Raw genomic sequence first — 15,919 nt, 5'->3', positions numbered from 1 at the left:
ACCCCCCCCCACACCCCCCCCCCCCCCCCCCCCCCCCCCCCCCCCCCACCACCCCCCCCCCCCCCCCCCCCCCCCCCCCCCCCCCCCCCCCCCAGGACAGCACCGGGTTGATGCTGCACGAGGGCACGTAGTCGGGGTCGCGCAGCATCGCGATCTTCTCCACGGTCAGCACCGAGGACGCGATCAGCCCGATCAGCCCGCCGACAAGCAGCAGCCAGGGCAGCAGCCGCGGGAAGCTAGCGGAGCGCGGCATCGATGCTCGCCTCGAGATCCGCGGCGGACTTCGGTTCCAGCTTCGTGCCGTTCAGGAAAAACGTCGGCGTTCCGACGACGCCGAGCGCTTCACCGTCGGCGACGTCCTTCTTGATCCGCTCGAGGGTCGCCTGATCGCCGTAGACCTGGTCGTACTTCACCAGATCGAGCCCGAGCTCCTGCGCGAACCCGCGGAACCGCGCGTCGGCGGGCACCCGCTGCTCGCCCCACTCGGCCTGGGTCTCGTACATCTTCTTGTACATCTCCTCGAACTTGCCCTGCTGCGCCGCCGCTTCGACGGCGCGCGCGGCCCGCTCGGCGTTGAAGTGCGAGGGGATCGGGAAGTAGCGCACGACGAAGGTCACCTTCCCGGCGTACTGCTTCCGCAGCTCCTCGACGACCGGGAAGGCGGCACGGCAGGATTCGCACTCGAAGTCGAGAAACTCGACGAAGGTGACTTTGTCGTCAGGCGCTGGTGCGCCGAGCTTGTGGCTGTCGGGGCGTACGACGCGTTCGTGGCGGTCGACGCTCGCTGTCGTTTCCTCACCGCGCGCGCTGATCGCCAGGACGATGCCGACGATCACCGCGAATGCTGCCGCAATGCCAAGGGAAATTCTCGTGTTGATACTCATGCTGGTGTTCCTCTGCTGATTCGATGAATGAGTCCGTGGCAAGAACCACGGATCACACTCGAAGCACGCAGAGCTGCGGCAGCGAAGGCGAGTCCCACCAGACCTGTACGGCGGGCGCCGTTGCCCGGACTGCAGCTTCCGAACGCCGAGCGACGGTCACCAGCCGCAGGACGGCGATCCCCAGCAACAACCCGAGGCCGACGAGCAGCGCGTCACAGCCGACCGTCAGATGCTCGTCGTGCGAGGGCGCCGGCGTGACCGCCTGCTCGCCCACGGCGTGAACCATCACCACAGGCTCAGCGGCGATCTCGGACGCCCGGAACGCGTCGTGATCGGCCAGCCCGTGCAGCACGAAGAACCCGAGCAGCACGCCGAGCAGCATCAGCACGCGCGTCCACCGCGCGGCCGGGTTCACGCCTGACGTGTCCATCGCGGACACCCTAACCGTGCGGTGGTTGCCGAGCGCCGCTTCTGCTCCGGCGGTCGACGCCCACCACCGTCCAACCTGCTTACTTGTCGATGTCCCCGACCACGAAGAACATGCTGCCCAGGATCGCGATCATGTCGGCGACGATGGTGTTGGGGAGCATTTCGGGCAGGACCGAGATGTTGTTGAAGCTCGCCGAGCGGAGTTTCAGGCGCCAGGGGGTTTTGTCGCCGCGGGAGACCAGGTAGTAGCCGTTGATGCCGAGGGGGTTTTCGGTCCAGGTGTAGGTCTGGCCCTCGGGGACCTTCAGGATCTTGGGGAGGCGGACGTTGACCGGGCCGGCGGGCATGGAGGCGAGCCGGTCGAGGCAGGCGTCGACGAGGTCGAGGGAGACCTTGACCTGGTCCAGCAGCAAGGCGAAGCGGGCGTAGCAGTCGCCTTCGGAGCGGGTGACGACGCGGAGGACGCCGTCGCGGAGCAGTTCGTCGTACGCGAGGTAGGGCTCGTCGCGGCGGAGGTCGGCGTCGACGCCGGAGGCGCGGGCGATCGGGCCGGTCACGCCGTACGACGCGATCAGCTCGGGGGAGAGGCGGCCGACGCCGACCGTCCGGGCCCGGAAGATCTCGTTGCCGAGGACAAGGTTCTCGATGTCGGGAAGCCGCTCGCGGACAGCCTTCGAGGCGGCGGCGGTGCGGCCGAGCCAGCCGTACGGGAGGTCTTCCTTGAGGCCGCCGACGCGGTTGAACATGTAGTGCATCCGCCCGCCGGACAGTTCCTCGAGCACCGACTGGATGGTTTCGCGCTCGCGGAAGGCGTAGAAGACCGGCGTGATGGCGCCGAGCTCGAGCGGGTACGAGCCGAGGAACATCAGGTGGTTGAGGACCCGGTTCAGCTCGGCGAGCAGGGTGCGCATCCAGACCGCGCGGACGGGGACCTCGAGGCCCATCATCCGCTCGACGCCCATCACGACGCCGAGCTCGTTGGAGAACGCCGAGAGCCAGTCGTGCCGGTTGGCCAGGACGATGATCTGGCGGTAGTCGCGGACCTCGAAGAGTTTCTCGGCGCCGCGGTGCATGTAGCCGATGATGGGTTCGCAACCGACGATGCGTTCGCCGTCGAGGGTCAGCCGCAGCCGCAGGACGCCGTGCGTGGCGGGGTGCTGCGGGCCGATGTTGAGCACCATGTCGGTGGTCGGCAGGTCGGACCCGCTCCCGGTCCCGCCCCGCTCGTACGCCGGGTCAAAACCAGCCGCTCCGGCGCCGATTCCCACGACAGATTCCGCACTCATACCCCCTATCGTGACAGGCTTGGTGCGTGGACGACCTCTTCGCACCTTCGGATGTCAGTTGGACGCCGGTCTCGCCGAAGCTCGCCGCGGTGCGGCGGGTGACCGCCGCGATCCTGGGCGGGGTGGTCGCGGTCGCCGGGCTGGTGCCGCTCGGGTTGATGCTGAGCTGGCTGTACGGCGGGCTGTGGGTGCTCCTGGTCGCCGCGGTCTTCGCCTGGACGTGGGTGCTGATCGGGCGCAACCAGCGGTCCTGGAAGTACGCCGAGCGCGAGGACGAGCTGCTGGTCAGCCACGGGATCATGTTCCGCCAGCTGGTCGTCGTACCGTACGGGCGGATGCAGTTCGTGGACGTCGCGGCGGGGCCGCTGGAGCGGTCGTACGGAATCGCGACGGTGGAGCTGCACACGGCGACGCCGGCGACGGACGCGAAGATCCCCGGCCTGCACCCGGACGAGGCGAGCCGTCTGCGGGACCGCCTCTCCGCCCTCGGCCAGGCGCAGGCGTGGGGCCTGTGACCGAACCAGAGGCTTCAGAACAGGCTCCGACGCCGCCGATCGAGCGTGGCGACGCGACGCCCCTCACCGAACGTGAGGGCGATCGCCTCCACCCGCTCACCCCGTTCGTCAAAGGCTGGGGGTACTTCGTCGTCGCCGCCTTCGCGATGGCCAACAACGAAGGCCTGCGCAGCAACCTCACCATCGCCGGGATCGCGCTCGGTGCGGTCCTGGTCGGTGGGATGCTGCTCGGCGCGCTGTCCTGGTGGTTCACCAAGTGGCAGCTCACCGACGAGGCGATCCGCGTCGACAGCGGCTTCCTCTTCCGCCGGACCCGCATCATCCGCTTCGACCGGATCCAGGCGATCGACGTCGCCCAGCCGTTCGTCGCGCGGCTGTTCAACATGGCCGAGCTGCGGATGGACGTCGCGGGCGGGAGCCGCAGCGACGGGAAGCTGAGCTACTTCACCTCCGAGGAGGCCGCGAAGCTGCGCGGCATCCTGCTGGTCCGTGCCAAGGGCGAGCACGCGGCCGAGGAGACGCTGGAGGCGCAGGAGCACGAGCCGCCGCCGATCCTGGTGGTTCCGACCGGCCGCCTGCTCGGTGCGACGATCCTGTCGTCGACGGTGCTCGGTAGCCTCGCCGGTCTGGTCTGGCTGATCGTGGCGACGACGGTGCTGGAGTTCCACGTCGGTCTGTTCGCCGGTCTGCCGCTGCTGCTCGGTGTGGTGCAGCCGATCTGGAAGCAGGTCGTCGGCAACCACAAGTTCACGCTGGTCGAGAGCCGCGACGGTCTGCGCACCAAGCGCGGCCTGTTCGACCTGCAGCGCCAGACCGTCCCACCGGGCCGGGTGCAGGGCCTGCTGATCACCGAGCCGATCATCTGGCGCCGGCTGGGCTGGTCCCGGGTGGACCTGGACATCGCGGGCGTGGCCGGCGGCGTCTCCGCCGACGAGGAGGACCAGAACGGCATCCAGCTGCTGCCGGTCGGCGAGCGCAACGAAGTGGCCGGCGTACTGAATCGCGTCCTGCCCGGCTTCGACCTGTCGGCCATCGAGATGCATCACGCACCGAGCCGTGTGAAATGGCTACGCCCGGTCGGCTGGCGTTACCTCGCGTACGGCGCTGACGACCAGGTCCTGGTCACCCAGCGCGGCTGGATCAGCCGCAAGACCTCAGTGGTCCTCCACCACAAGACCCAGTCGGTCCGCGTCCAGCAGGGCCCGCTCCAGCGCCGCCTGCGGATCGCCAACGTCCACGTCGACACCCCGCTCGGCCCGACCGACGCCGTCGCGCTCCACCGGGATGTGGCCGACGCAGCTCACCTGCTGGAGGCTCAGACCACCAGAGCCCGCGAAGCACGCCGTACGACGTCCGGCCCGCTCCCTGTCCACACCCAGCCGAACGCGCCGAGTCCGGCGGGGTCCAGCAGTTCTGCGGCCTCTCCGGCGGATGAGAGCTCGGCTACGTAGCGCTGGGGGTCGCTGCTGGCCAGGGCGTGGTCGGGGCGGGCTGCTGAGACTCCCAGCGCCAGCAGCGCCTCTCGCTGGGTGGTGATCGTGCCGCCGAGGGAGTCGAGGGCTACGTGGGCGGTGATGTCGCAGGAGCCGTCCAGGACCGGCTCGCACTCGTGGCCGCGGCGGAAGCCGGTCAGAGTCCCGTACGGCGGCCTGCTGCTCCGCAGGTGCCCGTAGTCGATCGCTACCGCCAGGCCGTCCTCCAGCCGCTCCAGTACGCCGGACCAGGCGATGTCGCGGGTGGTGCCGATCTCCGCCCGGTCACCGGGCTCGGCCAGCGGCCACCAGGTGTCCAGCCAGGCGCGCTCGTTGCCCTCGACAACCGGGCCGAGGGACAGGTCCTCCAGCACGTACCGGGGGTCGCCGGAGTCGTCCAGCTCGGCTACGGGGCACGGGACGTTGTCGAGCCACTCATTGGCGATCACCAGGCCGCTCAGCGTGGAGGGGAGCTCGTCGTCGAGCTCGATGCCGGTGACGGCCAGGTCAGGGGCTAGCTGACGCACAGCGGCGCCCAGCTCGCCGGAGCCGGAGCCGATGTCGGTGAGGTGGTCGGCGCCGATCTCCCGGGCCAGGCGGACCAGTGCGCCGGCGAAGAGGGGAGAGGCGTGCACTGAGGTGCGGAAGTGCGCAGCAGGGCGCTCGCGGCGGTAGAAGCCGTTAGGACCGTAGAGAGCGTCCTCCCAGGCTCGGTGGTAGCTACGCACGAGCACCGAGCGGCACCGAGCCGATCAGCTGCCACACGCTGTCGTCGCCCTCCCGCCAGATCGTCAGGTCATCCAGCCGCACCGACGGTGGCGGAGCAGCCGCCAGCGCCTCCTCCGCCTCAGCAACCACCGCCGACCCGCCCTGCGCCGACGACGAGATCGTCAGATGCGGATGCGGATCCATGTACGCACCCCCGTACGGCGGATACTCCGGGAACGCGAACAGCACCGCGTTGACCAGGGCAAGCACCTCGTCGTACGGCTCCGGCATCAGCCACGCCGTCCCGTTCTCGAACTGCCCGGCGGCCGAGAACGACAGCTCGAACGGCGCCACGTCCGCGACGGCCTCCGTCAGCCGCTGGACGTCCTCCGGCGACGGGTCCTGCACCCACGGCACCAGCACGCTCACGTGCGGCGGCACCAGCGCGCTCAGCGGCAGCTGCGGCCGGGCGGACGAGTACGACACCGAGCGCCACCGCTCGGTGAACCCGGCGAGCTCCGGTACGGCGATCAGGATCGCGGTCAGCCCGGTCGGCTCCGCCCAAGGAGTTCTGCTCACCCGCTCATGCTCCCACCTGTGACGCACGACTCGGCCACATCCCACCAAAGCGCCGTACCCTGGTCCGCAACCGCACCAATCGTCCGGTACCCGGCAACGGGACTGGAACGTAGAGAGTGGACATGGAACGCATCGGCATCATCGGAGCCGGGCGGGCCGGCAGCGCCTTGGGAGCAGCCTTGGCGGCGGCCGGACACCCCGTGACCGGCGTCAGCGCGCGCTCGCGAGCATCGCTCGACCGGGCCGCCCTCCTGCTCCCGCACGTCCCCGTGCTCCCACCTGACCAGGTCACCGCGGCAGCGGACGTCGTGCTGCTCGCCGTACCGGACGACGTGATCGGAGCGGTCGCGGCCACGTTGCCGCTGACCCCCGACCAGTACGTCGTACACCTGTCGGGTGCACACGGCCTCAAGCCGCTGCAAGGCACCGCAGCGACTCCGGTCGCTCTGCATCCGCCGATGACGTTCCCAGGCGGCCCTGTCGACCTCACCGGAGTGGTGTTCACCGCCACCGCTCCTGCCGACGCGGTGGCGTTCGTGGAGCGCCTGGTCAAGCAGCTCGGCGCAGCCGTCCAGTGGGTCGCCGAAGAGCAGCGGGCGCTCTACCACGCGGGGCTGGTGCACGGCGCGAACCACCTGATGACTCTGGTCGTGCAGGCGTCCGACGCGCTCCGCGCGGCCGGTGTCGCGGATCCGGCGGCGGCACTTCGGCCGCTGCTGACCGCAACCCTCGACAACGCGCTGCGGTCCGGTCATGATGCGCTCACCGGGCCGATCTCGCGCGGTGACGTGGACACGGTGGCAGCCCACCTCGCCGTACTGGACGGCCGGACGGCGAGCACGTACGCCGACCTGGCCGGGGCGACGGTGGAACGGGTGACGGAGGACGGGCGGATCGACGGCGTGACGGCCGCACGGTTCGCCGAGCTGTTGAAGCGGCACCGGACAGGGGAGGCACCGCGATGAGACTCACCCAGACGAAGGCCGAGCTGCGCGCCGCGACGGCGGTCCGGCCGCGCGCGGTCGTGATGACGATGGGCGCGCTGCACGACGGCCACGCCGCGCTGCTCGCCGAGGCCCGGGAACGGGTCGGGCCCGAGGGCAGCGTGCTGCTGACGATCTTCGTGAACCCGTTGCAGTTCGGGCCGACCGAGGACTTCGACCGGTACCCGCGGACACTGGCCAGCGACCTGGCGATCGCCAAGGCCGAAGGCGTCGACCTGGTCTTCAACCCGTCCCGCGACGAGCTCTACCCGAACGAGCCGTCGATCACCGTGCACCCGGGGCCGCTGGCCGACGAGCTGGAGGGACAGGTCCGCCCGGGGCACTTCGGCGGCGTCCTGACCGTGGTCGCGAAGATGCTGCACCTGACCTCGCCGGACCTCGCGCTGTTCGGCGAGAAGGACTACCAGCAGCTCACGCTGATCCGCGAGATGGTCTGCGACCTCGACTGGGACGTCGACATCGTCCCGGTCCCGACGGTCCGCGAGCCCGACGGGCTGGCGCTGTCGTCGCGCAACCGCTACCTCGACGAGACCGAGCGGGACGAGGCGCTGGTCCTCTACCGGGCCCTCACCGCGGGCGCGAAGGCCGGGATGAACGGACCGGACGCCGTACTGGCGGCCGCGCACGCGGAGCTGGAGGCGGTCCCGTCGGTGAAGATCGACTACCTGGCGCTCAGAGCGCCGGATCTCGGCCCGGTGATCGGCCCCGGCGAGGCCCGGATGCTGATCGCCGCGCGCGTCGGTGCGACCCGTCTCATCGACAACATTTCCATCACCCTCCGATGAGATCCGTTGATACGGTCGTTGGATGACTGCACCCGCCGTGCCACAACGGCTTGCTGCGCCCGCGCCCGGCTGGACCGACACCGTGGACGTGGTGGTGGTCGGGTCGGGGATCGCGGGACTGACCGCCGCGCTCCGGCTGCGCGAGTTCGGGTCCGTGCTGGTGGTGACCAAGGACGTCGTCGCGTCCGGCTCGACGCAGTGGGCGCAGGGCGGGATCGCCGCCGCGCTCGACCCGGAGGACTCGCCCGAGGAGCACCTGCAGGACACGCTGGTCGCGGGCGCCGGTCTGAGCGACCCGGCCGCCGTCCGGGCGCTGGTGACCGAGGGGCCGGACGCCGTACGCGACCTGATCGAGCTCGGAGCCGTGTTCGACAAGCTCGCCGACGGCGACCTCTCGCTGACCCGCGAAGGCGGCCACCACCGCAACCGGATCGCCCACGCCGGCGGTGACGCGACCGGCGCCGAGATCGAGCGCGCACTGGTCGCGGCCGTGAAGCGGGCCGACGACATCCGGATCATCGAGCACGCGCTCGTCCTCGACCTGCTGCAGGACGCGGCCGGCGCGGTCGCCGGCGTCACGCTGCACGTGATGGGCGAGGGGCAGCTCGACGGAGTCGGCGCGATCCGCAGCCGCGCCGTCGTACTGGCTTCCGGCGGTCTCGGTCAGCTGTACGCCGCCACGACCAACCCGAGCGTCTCGACCGGCGACGGGATGGCGCTCGCGCTGCGCGCCGGGGCGAAGGTGCGGGACCTGGAGTTCATCCAGTTCCACCCGACCGTGCTCTGGCTCGGCAAGGGCGCCAAAGGCCAGCAGCCGCTGGTCTCCGAGGCCGTTCGCGGCGAGGGCGCGTTCCTGGTCGACCACGAGGGCAACCGGTTCATGCAGGGGCAGCACGAGCTCGCCGACCTGGCCCCGCGCGACATCGTGGCCAAGGCGATCATGCGCCAGATGCTTGCTACCGGCAAGGATCACATGCTGCTCGACGCGCGGCACTTCGGCGACGAGAAGTGGCGCGTCCGGTTCCCGACCATCCTGGCCTCCTGCCGCTCGCACGGCATCGACCCGGTCCGGGAGCTGATCCCGGTCGCGCCCGCCTGCCACTACTCCTCCGGCGGCGTCTGGACCGACCTGGACGGCCAGACCTCCGTACCGGGTCTGTACGCCTGTGGCGAGGTCGCCTGCACCGGCGTGCACGGCGCCAACCGGCTCGCCTCCAACTCGCTGCTCGAAGGCCTGGTCTTCGCTCGCCGGATCGCCGCCGCGCTGGCCGAGAACCTGCCCGACCTGCGCGAACCGGCCGCGGACGGTAGGGTTCCCGGCTTGGTGGACGCAGACGTCGTACCGGAGCTGCAACGGGTGATGACGGTCGGTGCCGGAGTGATCCGGAGCGCGACCGGACTCGCCGACGCCGGCGACCGGCTCGGCGCGCTGATCGATCAGCCCGCGGGCGAGCCCGGTACGCCGGGCTGGGAAGCCACCAACCTGGTCACCGTCGCGTCCGCCCTGGTCGCGGCGGCCACGGCCCGCGAGGAGAGCCGTGGCTCGCACTGGCGTGAGGACCACCCGGATCGCGACGACGCACAGTGGTCGGGCAATCTGGACCTCACGCTGCCGGGCGAGGGAACCACCGCCCGGCCGGCCACGGCCTTCGTGGCGCTGAAGGAAGCATCGGAGGGGAAGTAGCGACATGGATGACACGCTCGACAAGCGGTGGGTCGAGGACCTCGTCCGGGCCACCATCGAGGAGGACCTGGCCGGCGGTGTCGATGTCACCACCACGGCCACCGTCGACGAGGCGCAGGTCTCGGTCGCCGAGCTGGTGGCGCGGGCCGACGGCGTCGTCGCCGGGCTGGAGATCGCCGAAATGGTGATCCGGATCGTCGCCGGCGGCGACGAGGTCGAGGTGGAGCACTCGGTCACCGACGGGACGCAGGTCAAGGCCGGCGCCGTCCTGATGACCGTGCGCGGCAAGACCCGCAAGCTGCTCACCGCCGAACGCACGATGCTCAACCTGGTCTGCCACCTGTCCGGGGTCGCTTCGCTGACCCGGCGCTGGGTGGACGAGGTCGAGGGCACCGGCGCGGTGATCCGCGACACCCGCAAGACGATGCCGTTGCTGCGCTCGCTGGAGAAGTACGCCGTCCGGTGCGGTGGCGGCAAGAACCACCGGATGGGCCTGTCCGACGCGGCGCTGATCAAGGACAACCACGTGATCGCGGCCGGCGGCGTCGCCGAGGCGTTCCGGCTGGTCCGCAAGGCGTACCCGGAGATCGCCGTCGAGGTCGAGGTGGACTCGGTCGAGGACGCGCTGATCGCGCTCGAGTCCGGCGCGGACCTGATCCTGCTCGACAACATGGAGATCGACCAGCTCCGCGACGCGGTCGAGAAGATCGCCGGGCGGGCGCGGCTGGAGGCGTCCGGTGGGTTGACGCTGGACGTCGCCCGCAAGGTCGCCGAGACCGGCGTCGACTTCCTGGCCGTCGGCGCGCTGACCCACTCGGCGCCCGTTCTGGACATCGCGCTGGATCTCCAGGAAGCCTGACCCATGTTGCTGGCCGTCGCCGTCGAGAACAGCCGGACCCTGGTCGGGCTGGTCTTCGAGGGCACCGTCAAGCGGTACTGGTGGGTGGGCACCGACTCCCGCCGTACCGCTGACGAATGGGCGGTCCTGCTCGAAGGGTTGCTGGCGGGGGAGACGCCGGTGTCGGGCGTCGCGGTCTGCTCCGCTGTACCGCATGTGCTGCACGAGCTGCGGGATGTCGTTTCGCGGTACTACCGCGACGTGCCGAGCGTCGTGGTCGAGCCCGGCGTGAAGACCGGGCTGCCGGTGCTGGTCGACAACCCACGCGAGGTCGGCACCGACCGGATCGCCAACGCGCTCGCGGCGGTCAACCGGTACGGCGCGCCCTGTGTTGTCGTCGACATCGGTACGGCGACCACCGTCGATCTGGTCAACCCGGCGGGTGCGTTCGTGGGCGGATCGATTGCCCCGGGCATCGAGACGGCTACTGACGCACTGGGTGAGCATGCGGCTCAGCTGCGGCGCGTCGAGCTGACTCGTCCGCGGGCTGCGGTCGCGAAGAACACCGTGGAGGCTTTGCAGTCGGGCGCGATCTTCGGCTTCACCGCCTTGGTCGACGGGCTGGTGACTCGGATCCTGACCGAGCAGGGCCTGGTCCCCGGCGAGGTTCCGGTCGTCGCGACCGGTGCGCTGGCGCCTTTGATCGTGCCGGAGTCCGCGCTGATCACCCAGCACGAGCCGTTCCTGCCACTGCTCGGCCTCGATCAGGCGTTCACCCGGAACCACTGACGTACGACCGCTCCAGCGCGAGCGCCAGTCGTCGCAGCCAGTGCTCGGCGTCGCCTTCCACGGTGGGGTACTCGTCCGCGAAGTTGCGCCAGTCGACGTTCAGGGCGAGCACGGTCAGCGGGCTGAACTCCTCGCCGTCGAGCAGGGCGCTGACGAGCGCCGGTGAGATGTCGGTGCGTTCGGCGAGCAGTACGGCGTCGTACAGGTCCTTGCCCTGCGGGTAGAGGTCGCTGGTGAGCCAGAGGAGCTTCCAGCCGAGCGACAGTTCGGGGGTGGCTGTCAGCAGGTGGCCGCTGCCGATCGGAAGCCGCTCCGGTGGGATCGGGAGCTCCTCGTTGAACACGAAGTCGAGCTGGATCGTGCCGCCTGCGTACGGGAAGACGAGCCGGCGGCCGGGGACGCGGTCGTAGGTCCAGATCTCGTCGCGCGCGACCTCGGCCGCTTTCAGCCCGGGGCCCGGGTCGGCGGCGACCAGGGCGATCACGTCGTCGAGCAGGCGCGGGTCGTCGGCGGAGATCGACTGCGGGACGACGACGAAGTCGAGGTCGCCCGGCTCGCGGGCTTCGTCGCCGAACCACGCGCGGAGGGTGACGCTGCCGCGGAGTACGAGGTGGTCGGCCCACTGCGACGTCGCGAGCAGGCCGAGGAGGTGGTCGATCACTTCCTGGCGGGTGGTCCGCCAGCGGGCTTGCTCGTTCGGGTCGGTGAAGCGCGGTCGGCCGGCGCGGTAGGCGTTGCTGTAGTGCTGCAGCGAGGGGTCGAAGGCGGCGCGGTGCTGATATTCGAGGGCCTGGGGCAACGGTTTGTACGTCGCGGGGTAGTCCTCGGAGCCTTCTGGGGCTTGGCGGTGGCCGTCCTCATAGTGTTGGTCGTACCGGTCGGTCGTCGTCAACCAGCCCTCGTCGAGCGCGAGGGCGCTGTCGTGGACGACATACTCCTCCTCGGTCTCGAGGATCCGGTGACGAGCGGCCCGCAGGTCGGCGACCAGCGCCTCGAGCCGGGCGTGGGCGGTGGCCTTCCCGACTCCGAAGCAGCGCTGCGTGACGAACCGCTCGTGGCGCCCCTCGGCCAGGTGGCGGCGGGCGTTGCGGGACAGCCGCGCGCCATGACGCTCGGCCAGTTCGGTGAGGGCGATCGTCTGCGCCACCGTGAGCTCGTCGAGCAGCAGCTTCACGTGGTGCTCGAAGTACAGCGCGGGATCCGCATCGGTGTCGGCGGCCGGTACGCCGGCGTTCCACGGCGCCGCCTCGATCTTCACCCGGACGGCGTACAAGCTGAGCCGCGCGACCTGCTCGTCCCACCGCTCGGCCTCGGCCCGGACCTCGGCGAGCGTGCCGCGAGCCGGGATGGTCAGCATCGGCTGCTGCCGGTGCCGGCCACGGTCGAGCTCGATGTCGCTGAACTTCACACCGCGCCGCTCCGCCAGCAGCTGCAGTTGGTCGGCCTGCGTCGAGTAGCAGGTCAGGTGGATCTCGAAGTCGCCGGAGTAGTCGGGCACCGGGGAACGATCTCACGGCGCGTCACCGCAGGTCACCGGGTTTCGGGCCTTGTGTGCGGGCGGCAACAGTCGCATATTGAGAAATGCGCGGCTCCCGGGCGGGGTCCGGGCCGGAGGGTGGGGACTTTTCCGGCGGACGGCTGCGCGGATCCGGGGGAGGATCAGATGAAATCGGTCTACCGGTGGCTCGCGCTGCTGATCGGGGTCGGCGTTCTGGTGCAGGCGATGGCGATCGCGCTCGGGTGGTTCACCGCGATCAAGGACATGGACGGCGGGCTGGTGATCGACAAGAACTACGAGGGCAACTTCGGTCACACCCTGCACGGCATGGTCGGCTCGATGGTGATCCCGCTGCTCGCGCTGGCGCTGCTGATCGTGTCGTTCTTCGCGCACGTCGCCGGCGGCGTGAAGTGGGCGCTGTACGTCGTCGGGCTGGTGGTGCTGCAGATCGCGCTCGCGTTCGTGTCGTTCGGCGTACCGGCGGTGGGCGCGCTGCACGGGGCGAACGCGCTGGCGCTACTGGCGGTCGCGGGGATCGCGGGCCGCCGCGCGGCAACCCGTACGGAGGCAACAGCCGTCGCCGACGCCCACATCTAGATGCCCGAAGCAACGAGCTCGCCGCCGGAACGATCCCGGCGGCGGCTCGTGCTCGCTCTTGCCGCAACCGTCGCGATCCTCGCGCCGATCATCTTCTTCTGGCAGCAGAGCCTGATCCCGAACGACCTCTCCCCGATGGACATGGGGTACGCCGACTTCGGTGGCGGCCCGGCGACCACCGCGCACTCGGGCCACGGCCGCGACCTCGCGTCCTTCTCCGTCCCGGCCGACCGCAAGCCCGACGTCCTCGTCGACCTCACCGCCCGCAAGGAGCAGATCCCGATCGAGGGCCGCGCCCCGATCGACGGCTACACCCTCAACCACACTTCACCCGGCCCGCAGATCACCGCGAAACAAGGCCAACTCATCCAGGTCACCCTGCACAACGAGTCCGTCCCCGACGGCGTGACCCTGCACTGGCACGGCGTCGACGTCCCGCCGGCCGAGGACGGCGTCGCGGGCGTCACCCAGGACGCGGTGCTCCCGGGCCAGACCTTCGTCTACAAGTTCGTCGCCGTCGACGCCGGCACCTACTGGTACCACTCGCACCAGGTCTCCCACGAGCAGGTCGCCAAAGGCCTGTACGGCGTGCTGGTCATCTCGCCGACACCACAAGACGTGATCGCCGCCGTCCACACCTACGACAAGCTCCGCACCGTCAACGGCCAGTACGGCGAACGCCGCGTCGACGCGCGGCCCGGCGCGACGGTCCGCGTCCGCCTGATCAACACCGACAACGGCCCGATGGCCGCGTGGGTCGACGGTACGGCGTACAAGGTGGTCGCCGTCGACGGCACCGACGTGAACCAGCCGCCGCCCGTCGAGAACAAGTCGGTCCTCGTCACCGCCGGCGGCCGGATCGACCTGGAACTCACCGTCCCGCAGGGATCCTCTGTCCGGATCGGCCTCGGCGGTGGCCCGACCACGCTCGTGATCGGCGCCGGCACGGCACCCCAGGCCGGCGAACCGCGCGACCGCGTCGACCTGCTCAGCTACGGCGCCCCGAAGCCGCTCGCCTTCGACCCCGCCAAGGCGACCAGGCACTTCGAGTACCGGATCGGCCGCCGCCCCGGCTTCTTCGACGGCCGCCCCGGCCTGTGGTGGACGATCAACGGCCACCAGCTGCCGAACGTCCCGATGTTCATGGTCTCCGACGGCGACGTCGTCCGGATGACCGTCCGCAACACCTCCGGTCAGGTGCACCCGATGCACCTGCACGGCCACCACGTCGTCGTCCTGAGCCGCGACGGCGTCGCCGCGACCGGCAGCCCCTGGTGGGTCGACTCCCTGAACGTCGAGGACGACGAGACCTTCGAGATCGCCTTCGTCGCCGACAACCCCGGCCTCTGGATGGACCACTGCCACAACCTCCAGCACGCGGCCCAGGGCCTGGTCACCCACCTGATGTACGCCGGCGTCACCAGCACCTTCCACACCGGCGGTGCCCACGGCAACAAACCGGAGTGACCCCGATCGCTTTGCAACAACCTGCAACTTTGTTGCCAATCCCGCCACCGGTCGTGAAGAATGCGCTGGCTGGGCCGTGGGGGAACATGGCCCTCTTCACCCTGGGGAAACCTCTTGAAGCGCCTCGCCACCGCCCTGCTCTGCGGCGCCCTGCTCGCCACCGCCGTCACGACGCCCGCGCATGCCGCCGACCTGGGCGTCACGAACGTCCGGATCGCCTGGAAGGACGACACCTTCCAGAAGGTGACCGTCAGCTGGGACGAGGACTCCGTCGACGCCCGGCTCGTCGTCGTCCGCAACCGCGGCGAGGCCACCGGCCCGAAGATGGACTTCACCGCCCCCGCCGCCGGCCAGCCCAATCAGCTCGACCTCGACGCGAAGCTGCTGAACGCCTTCGAGTCGTCGTACTTCAAGCCGATGGAGATCGCGGTCCTGGCCGGCGCCGGGGCCACCGCGACCTCGGCGGTCTCCGTCCCGTTCGACGCCTTCGCCCCCGAGCCGGTGCAACTGGTCTCCTCGACGCTGTCGGCTGCGGGCGTCAGCACGGTCCGCTGGAAGCCGGGCGTGCGGACGGACGCGACCCCGAACGATCCGCTGGACCGGACGGCCGCGCCGACGTACCAGGTGTCGTACACGCCGGCGTCCACGAAGAAGCCGGTCACGATCGGCGCCCGGACCACGGCCGCCCAGACGACGTACACGCTGCGGTCGGAGTACACGCTGCACGTGCTCGCGTACAACGAGTGGGGCGGCCAGTTCGCAGCTGACCTGGTCGGAGCCCACGCGACGCGGCTGACCGCGAACGTCCCGGCCTGGGCCGTCTACCGCGGCACGAACCCGATGCTGACCGGCACGTTCACCCCCGCGACCAGCCAGCGACAGATCGTGCTGCAGGCCCGGAACAGCTCGACCAGCCCGTGGTACACGGTGGCCACCGAGCTGGCGAACGACGGCCGGTTCGCGTTCCAGATGGGCACCGGCGGCAGCCGGCAGTACCGCGTGTACGCGCCGGCCGCCGCGCTCTACAACGGATCGTCGATCAACTACGCGGCCGCGACCGCTCCCGCGGCGTCGACCACCCAGGTGAACGCCTTCGGCCAGTTCTGGTGGACGCAGATCACCTACGGCCGCACCAACGAAGCGCGCCTGACCGTCTCCCCGGCAGTCAACACCACCGCGACCCTCCAGCGCTGGAACGGGAAGACCTGGACCACGGTCGGCCCGGTCGCGGTCCGCAACGGCTACGGCGTCGGCCGGATCGTCACCGCCAAGCCGAGCCGGGTCACCTACCGGTACTACGTCCCCGCCACCACGTACGGCGGCCTGAAGTTCGCCGCGGCCTACACCCCGAACTTCGTCAACGTCGTCGTCCCCGCCTGAAAGA

15 protein-coding genes and 2 pseudogenes are annotated in these 15,919 nt (G+C 70.4%); 10 read left to right on the top strand and 7 right to left on the bottom strand.

The window, feature by feature from the left end; all coding sequences use genetic code 11:
* Nucleotides 1-151: 151 nt before the first annotated feature.
* From ACZ6Z4_RS18100 to ACZ6Z4_RS18085, 4 genes and pseudogenes are all read right to left on the bottom strand, one after another.
* A pseudogene (locus ACZ6Z4_RS18100) lies at nt 152-253 on the bottom strand (vitamin K epoxide reductase family protein); the annotation flags it as partial.
* On the bottom strand, nt 237-884 hold the full coding sequence (locus ACZ6Z4_RS18095) for a DsbA family protein (protein WP_465565036.1): 648 nt from the start codon (nt 882-884) through the stop codon (nt 237-239). The gene ACZ6Z4_RS18095 and the pseudogene ACZ6Z4_RS18100, both read right to left, overlap by 17 nt.
* Nucleotides 885-936: 52 nt before the next feature.
* The gene (locus ACZ6Z4_RS18090) at nt 937-1,314 is read right to left on the bottom strand and encodes a DUF6153 family protein (RefSeq protein ID WP_465565031.1); all 378 of its coding nucleotides are present in this window, start codon (nt 1,312-1,314) and stop codon (nt 937-939) included.
* Nucleotides 1,315-1,393: 79 nt separating this feature from the next.
* Nucleotides 1,394-2,599, bottom strand: a complete 1,206-nt coding sequence (locus ACZ6Z4_RS18085) for an NADH-quinone oxidoreductase subunit D (protein WP_465565029.1) — start codon at nt 2,597-2,599, stop codon at nt 1,394-1,396.
* A gap of 26 nt (nt 2,600-2,625) precedes the next feature.
* Between ACZ6Z4_RS18085 and ACZ6Z4_RS18080 the strand changes: the two genes are divergently transcribed.
* Together ACZ6Z4_RS18080 and ACZ6Z4_RS18075 are read left to right on the top strand one after the other, a co-directional pair.
* A complete protein-coding gene (locus ACZ6Z4_RS18080; RefSeq protein WP_465565024.1) occupies nt 2,626-3,114 on the top strand; it encodes a PH domain-containing protein in 489 nt (162 codons plus the stop codon).
* Nucleotides 3,111-4,565 carry a PH domain-containing protein gene (locus ACZ6Z4_RS18075; RefSeq protein WP_465565021.1) on the top strand — a complete coding sequence of 485 codons (1,455 nt, stop codon included), beginning with the start codon at nt 3,111-3,113 and terminating at the stop codon, nt 4,563-4,565. Before ACZ6Z4_RS18080 ends, ACZ6Z4_RS18075 begins: the two co-directional genes overlap by 4 nt.
* 98 nt (nt 4,566-4,663) lie before the next feature.
* Here ACZ6Z4_RS18075 and ACZ6Z4_RS18070 read toward each other — a convergent pair.
* A pseudogene (locus tag ACZ6Z4_RS18070) lies at nt 4,664-5,035 on the bottom strand (SAM-dependent methyltransferase); the annotation flags it as partial.
* 271 nt (nt 5,036-5,306) lie between these two features.
* Nucleotides 5,307-5,873, bottom strand: coding sequence for a 2'-5' RNA ligase family protein (locus ACZ6Z4_RS18065; RefSeq protein WP_465565018.1), 567 nt, complete (start codon nt 5,871-5,873; stop codon nt 5,307-5,309).
* Between the two features lie 122 nt (nt 5,874-5,995).
* On the opposite strand from ACZ6Z4_RS18065, the gene ACZ6Z4_RS18060 reads away from it, so the two are divergent.
* Genes ACZ6Z4_RS18060 through ACZ6Z4_RS18040 form a run of 5 tightly spaced genes read left to right on the top strand, consistent with a single transcriptional unit; the run spans nt 5,996 to nt 10,973 of the window.
* On the top strand, nt 5,996-6,838 hold the full coding sequence (locus ACZ6Z4_RS18060) for a Rossmann-like and DUF2520 domain-containing protein (RefSeq protein ID WP_465565015.1): 843 nt from the start codon (nt 5,996-5,998) through the stop codon (nt 6,836-6,838).
* Nucleotides 6,835-7,662, top strand: a complete 828-nt coding sequence (panC, locus tag ACZ6Z4_RS18055; protein WP_363671959.1) for a pantoate--beta-alanine ligase — start codon at nt 6,835-6,837, stop codon at nt 7,660-7,662. Before ACZ6Z4_RS18060 ends, panC begins: the two co-directional genes overlap by 4 nt.
* Before the next feature lie 22 nt (nt 7,663-7,684).
* Nucleotides 7,685-9,346: an L-aspartate oxidase gene (locus tag ACZ6Z4_RS18050; protein ID WP_465565012.1), complete on the top strand. Its 1,662-nt coding sequence runs from the start codon at nt 7,685-7,687 to the stop codon at nt 9,344-9,346.
* A gap of 4 nt (nt 9,347-9,350) precedes the next feature.
* Nucleotides 9,351-10,205, top strand: a complete 855-nt coding sequence (gene nadC / locus ACZ6Z4_RS18045; protein ID WP_465565009.1) for a carboxylating nicotinate-nucleotide diphosphorylase — start codon at nt 9,351-9,353, stop codon at nt 10,203-10,205.
* Between the two features lie 3 nt (nt 10,206-10,208).
* Nucleotides 10,209-10,973 (top strand): type III pantothenate kinase, encoded by a 765-nt coding sequence (locus tag ACZ6Z4_RS18040; protein ID WP_363671965.1) that lies wholly within the window; start codon nt 10,209-10,211, stop codon nt 10,971-10,973.
* Here the strand turns inward: ACZ6Z4_RS18040 and ACZ6Z4_RS18035 are convergent.
* Nucleotides 10,957-12,471, bottom strand: a complete 1,515-nt coding sequence (locus tag ACZ6Z4_RS18035) for a nucleotidyl transferase AbiEii/AbiGii toxin family protein (protein ID WP_465565005.1) — start codon at nt 12,469-12,471, stop codon at nt 10,957-10,959. The genes ACZ6Z4_RS18040 and ACZ6Z4_RS18035 overlap by 17 nt on opposite strands.
* A 165-nt stretch (nt 12,472-12,636) precedes the next feature.
* Here ACZ6Z4_RS18035 and ACZ6Z4_RS18030 point away from each other — a divergent pair, with 165 nt between their 5' ends.
* From ACZ6Z4_RS18030 to ACZ6Z4_RS18020, 3 genes are all read left to right on the top strand, one after another.
* Nucleotides 12,637-13,068 (top strand): hypothetical protein, encoded by a 432-nt coding sequence (locus ACZ6Z4_RS18030; RefSeq protein ID WP_465565003.1) that lies wholly within the window; start codon nt 12,637-12,639, stop codon nt 13,066-13,068.
* A 48-nt stretch (nt 13,069-13,116) separates the two neighbouring features.
* A complete protein-coding gene (locus tag ACZ6Z4_RS18025; RefSeq protein ID WP_465564999.1) occupies nt 13,117-14,535 on the top strand; it encodes a multicopper oxidase family protein in 1,419 nt (472 codons plus the stop codon).
* A gap of 114 nt (nt 14,536-14,649) precedes the next feature.
* Complete coding sequence (locus ACZ6Z4_RS18020; protein ID WP_465564996.1) at nt 14,650-15,915, top strand: hypothetical protein; 1,266 nt, start codon at nt 14,650-14,652, stop codon at nt 15,913-15,915.
* Nucleotides 15,916-15,919 lie beyond the last annotated feature (4 nt).

The sequence above is a fragment of the Kribbella sp. NPDC104740 genome (assembly GCF_055583505.1).
The sequence above is the reverse complement of the archived record's forward strand: the minus strand, read 5'-3'. Positions and strand labels throughout refer to the sequence as shown.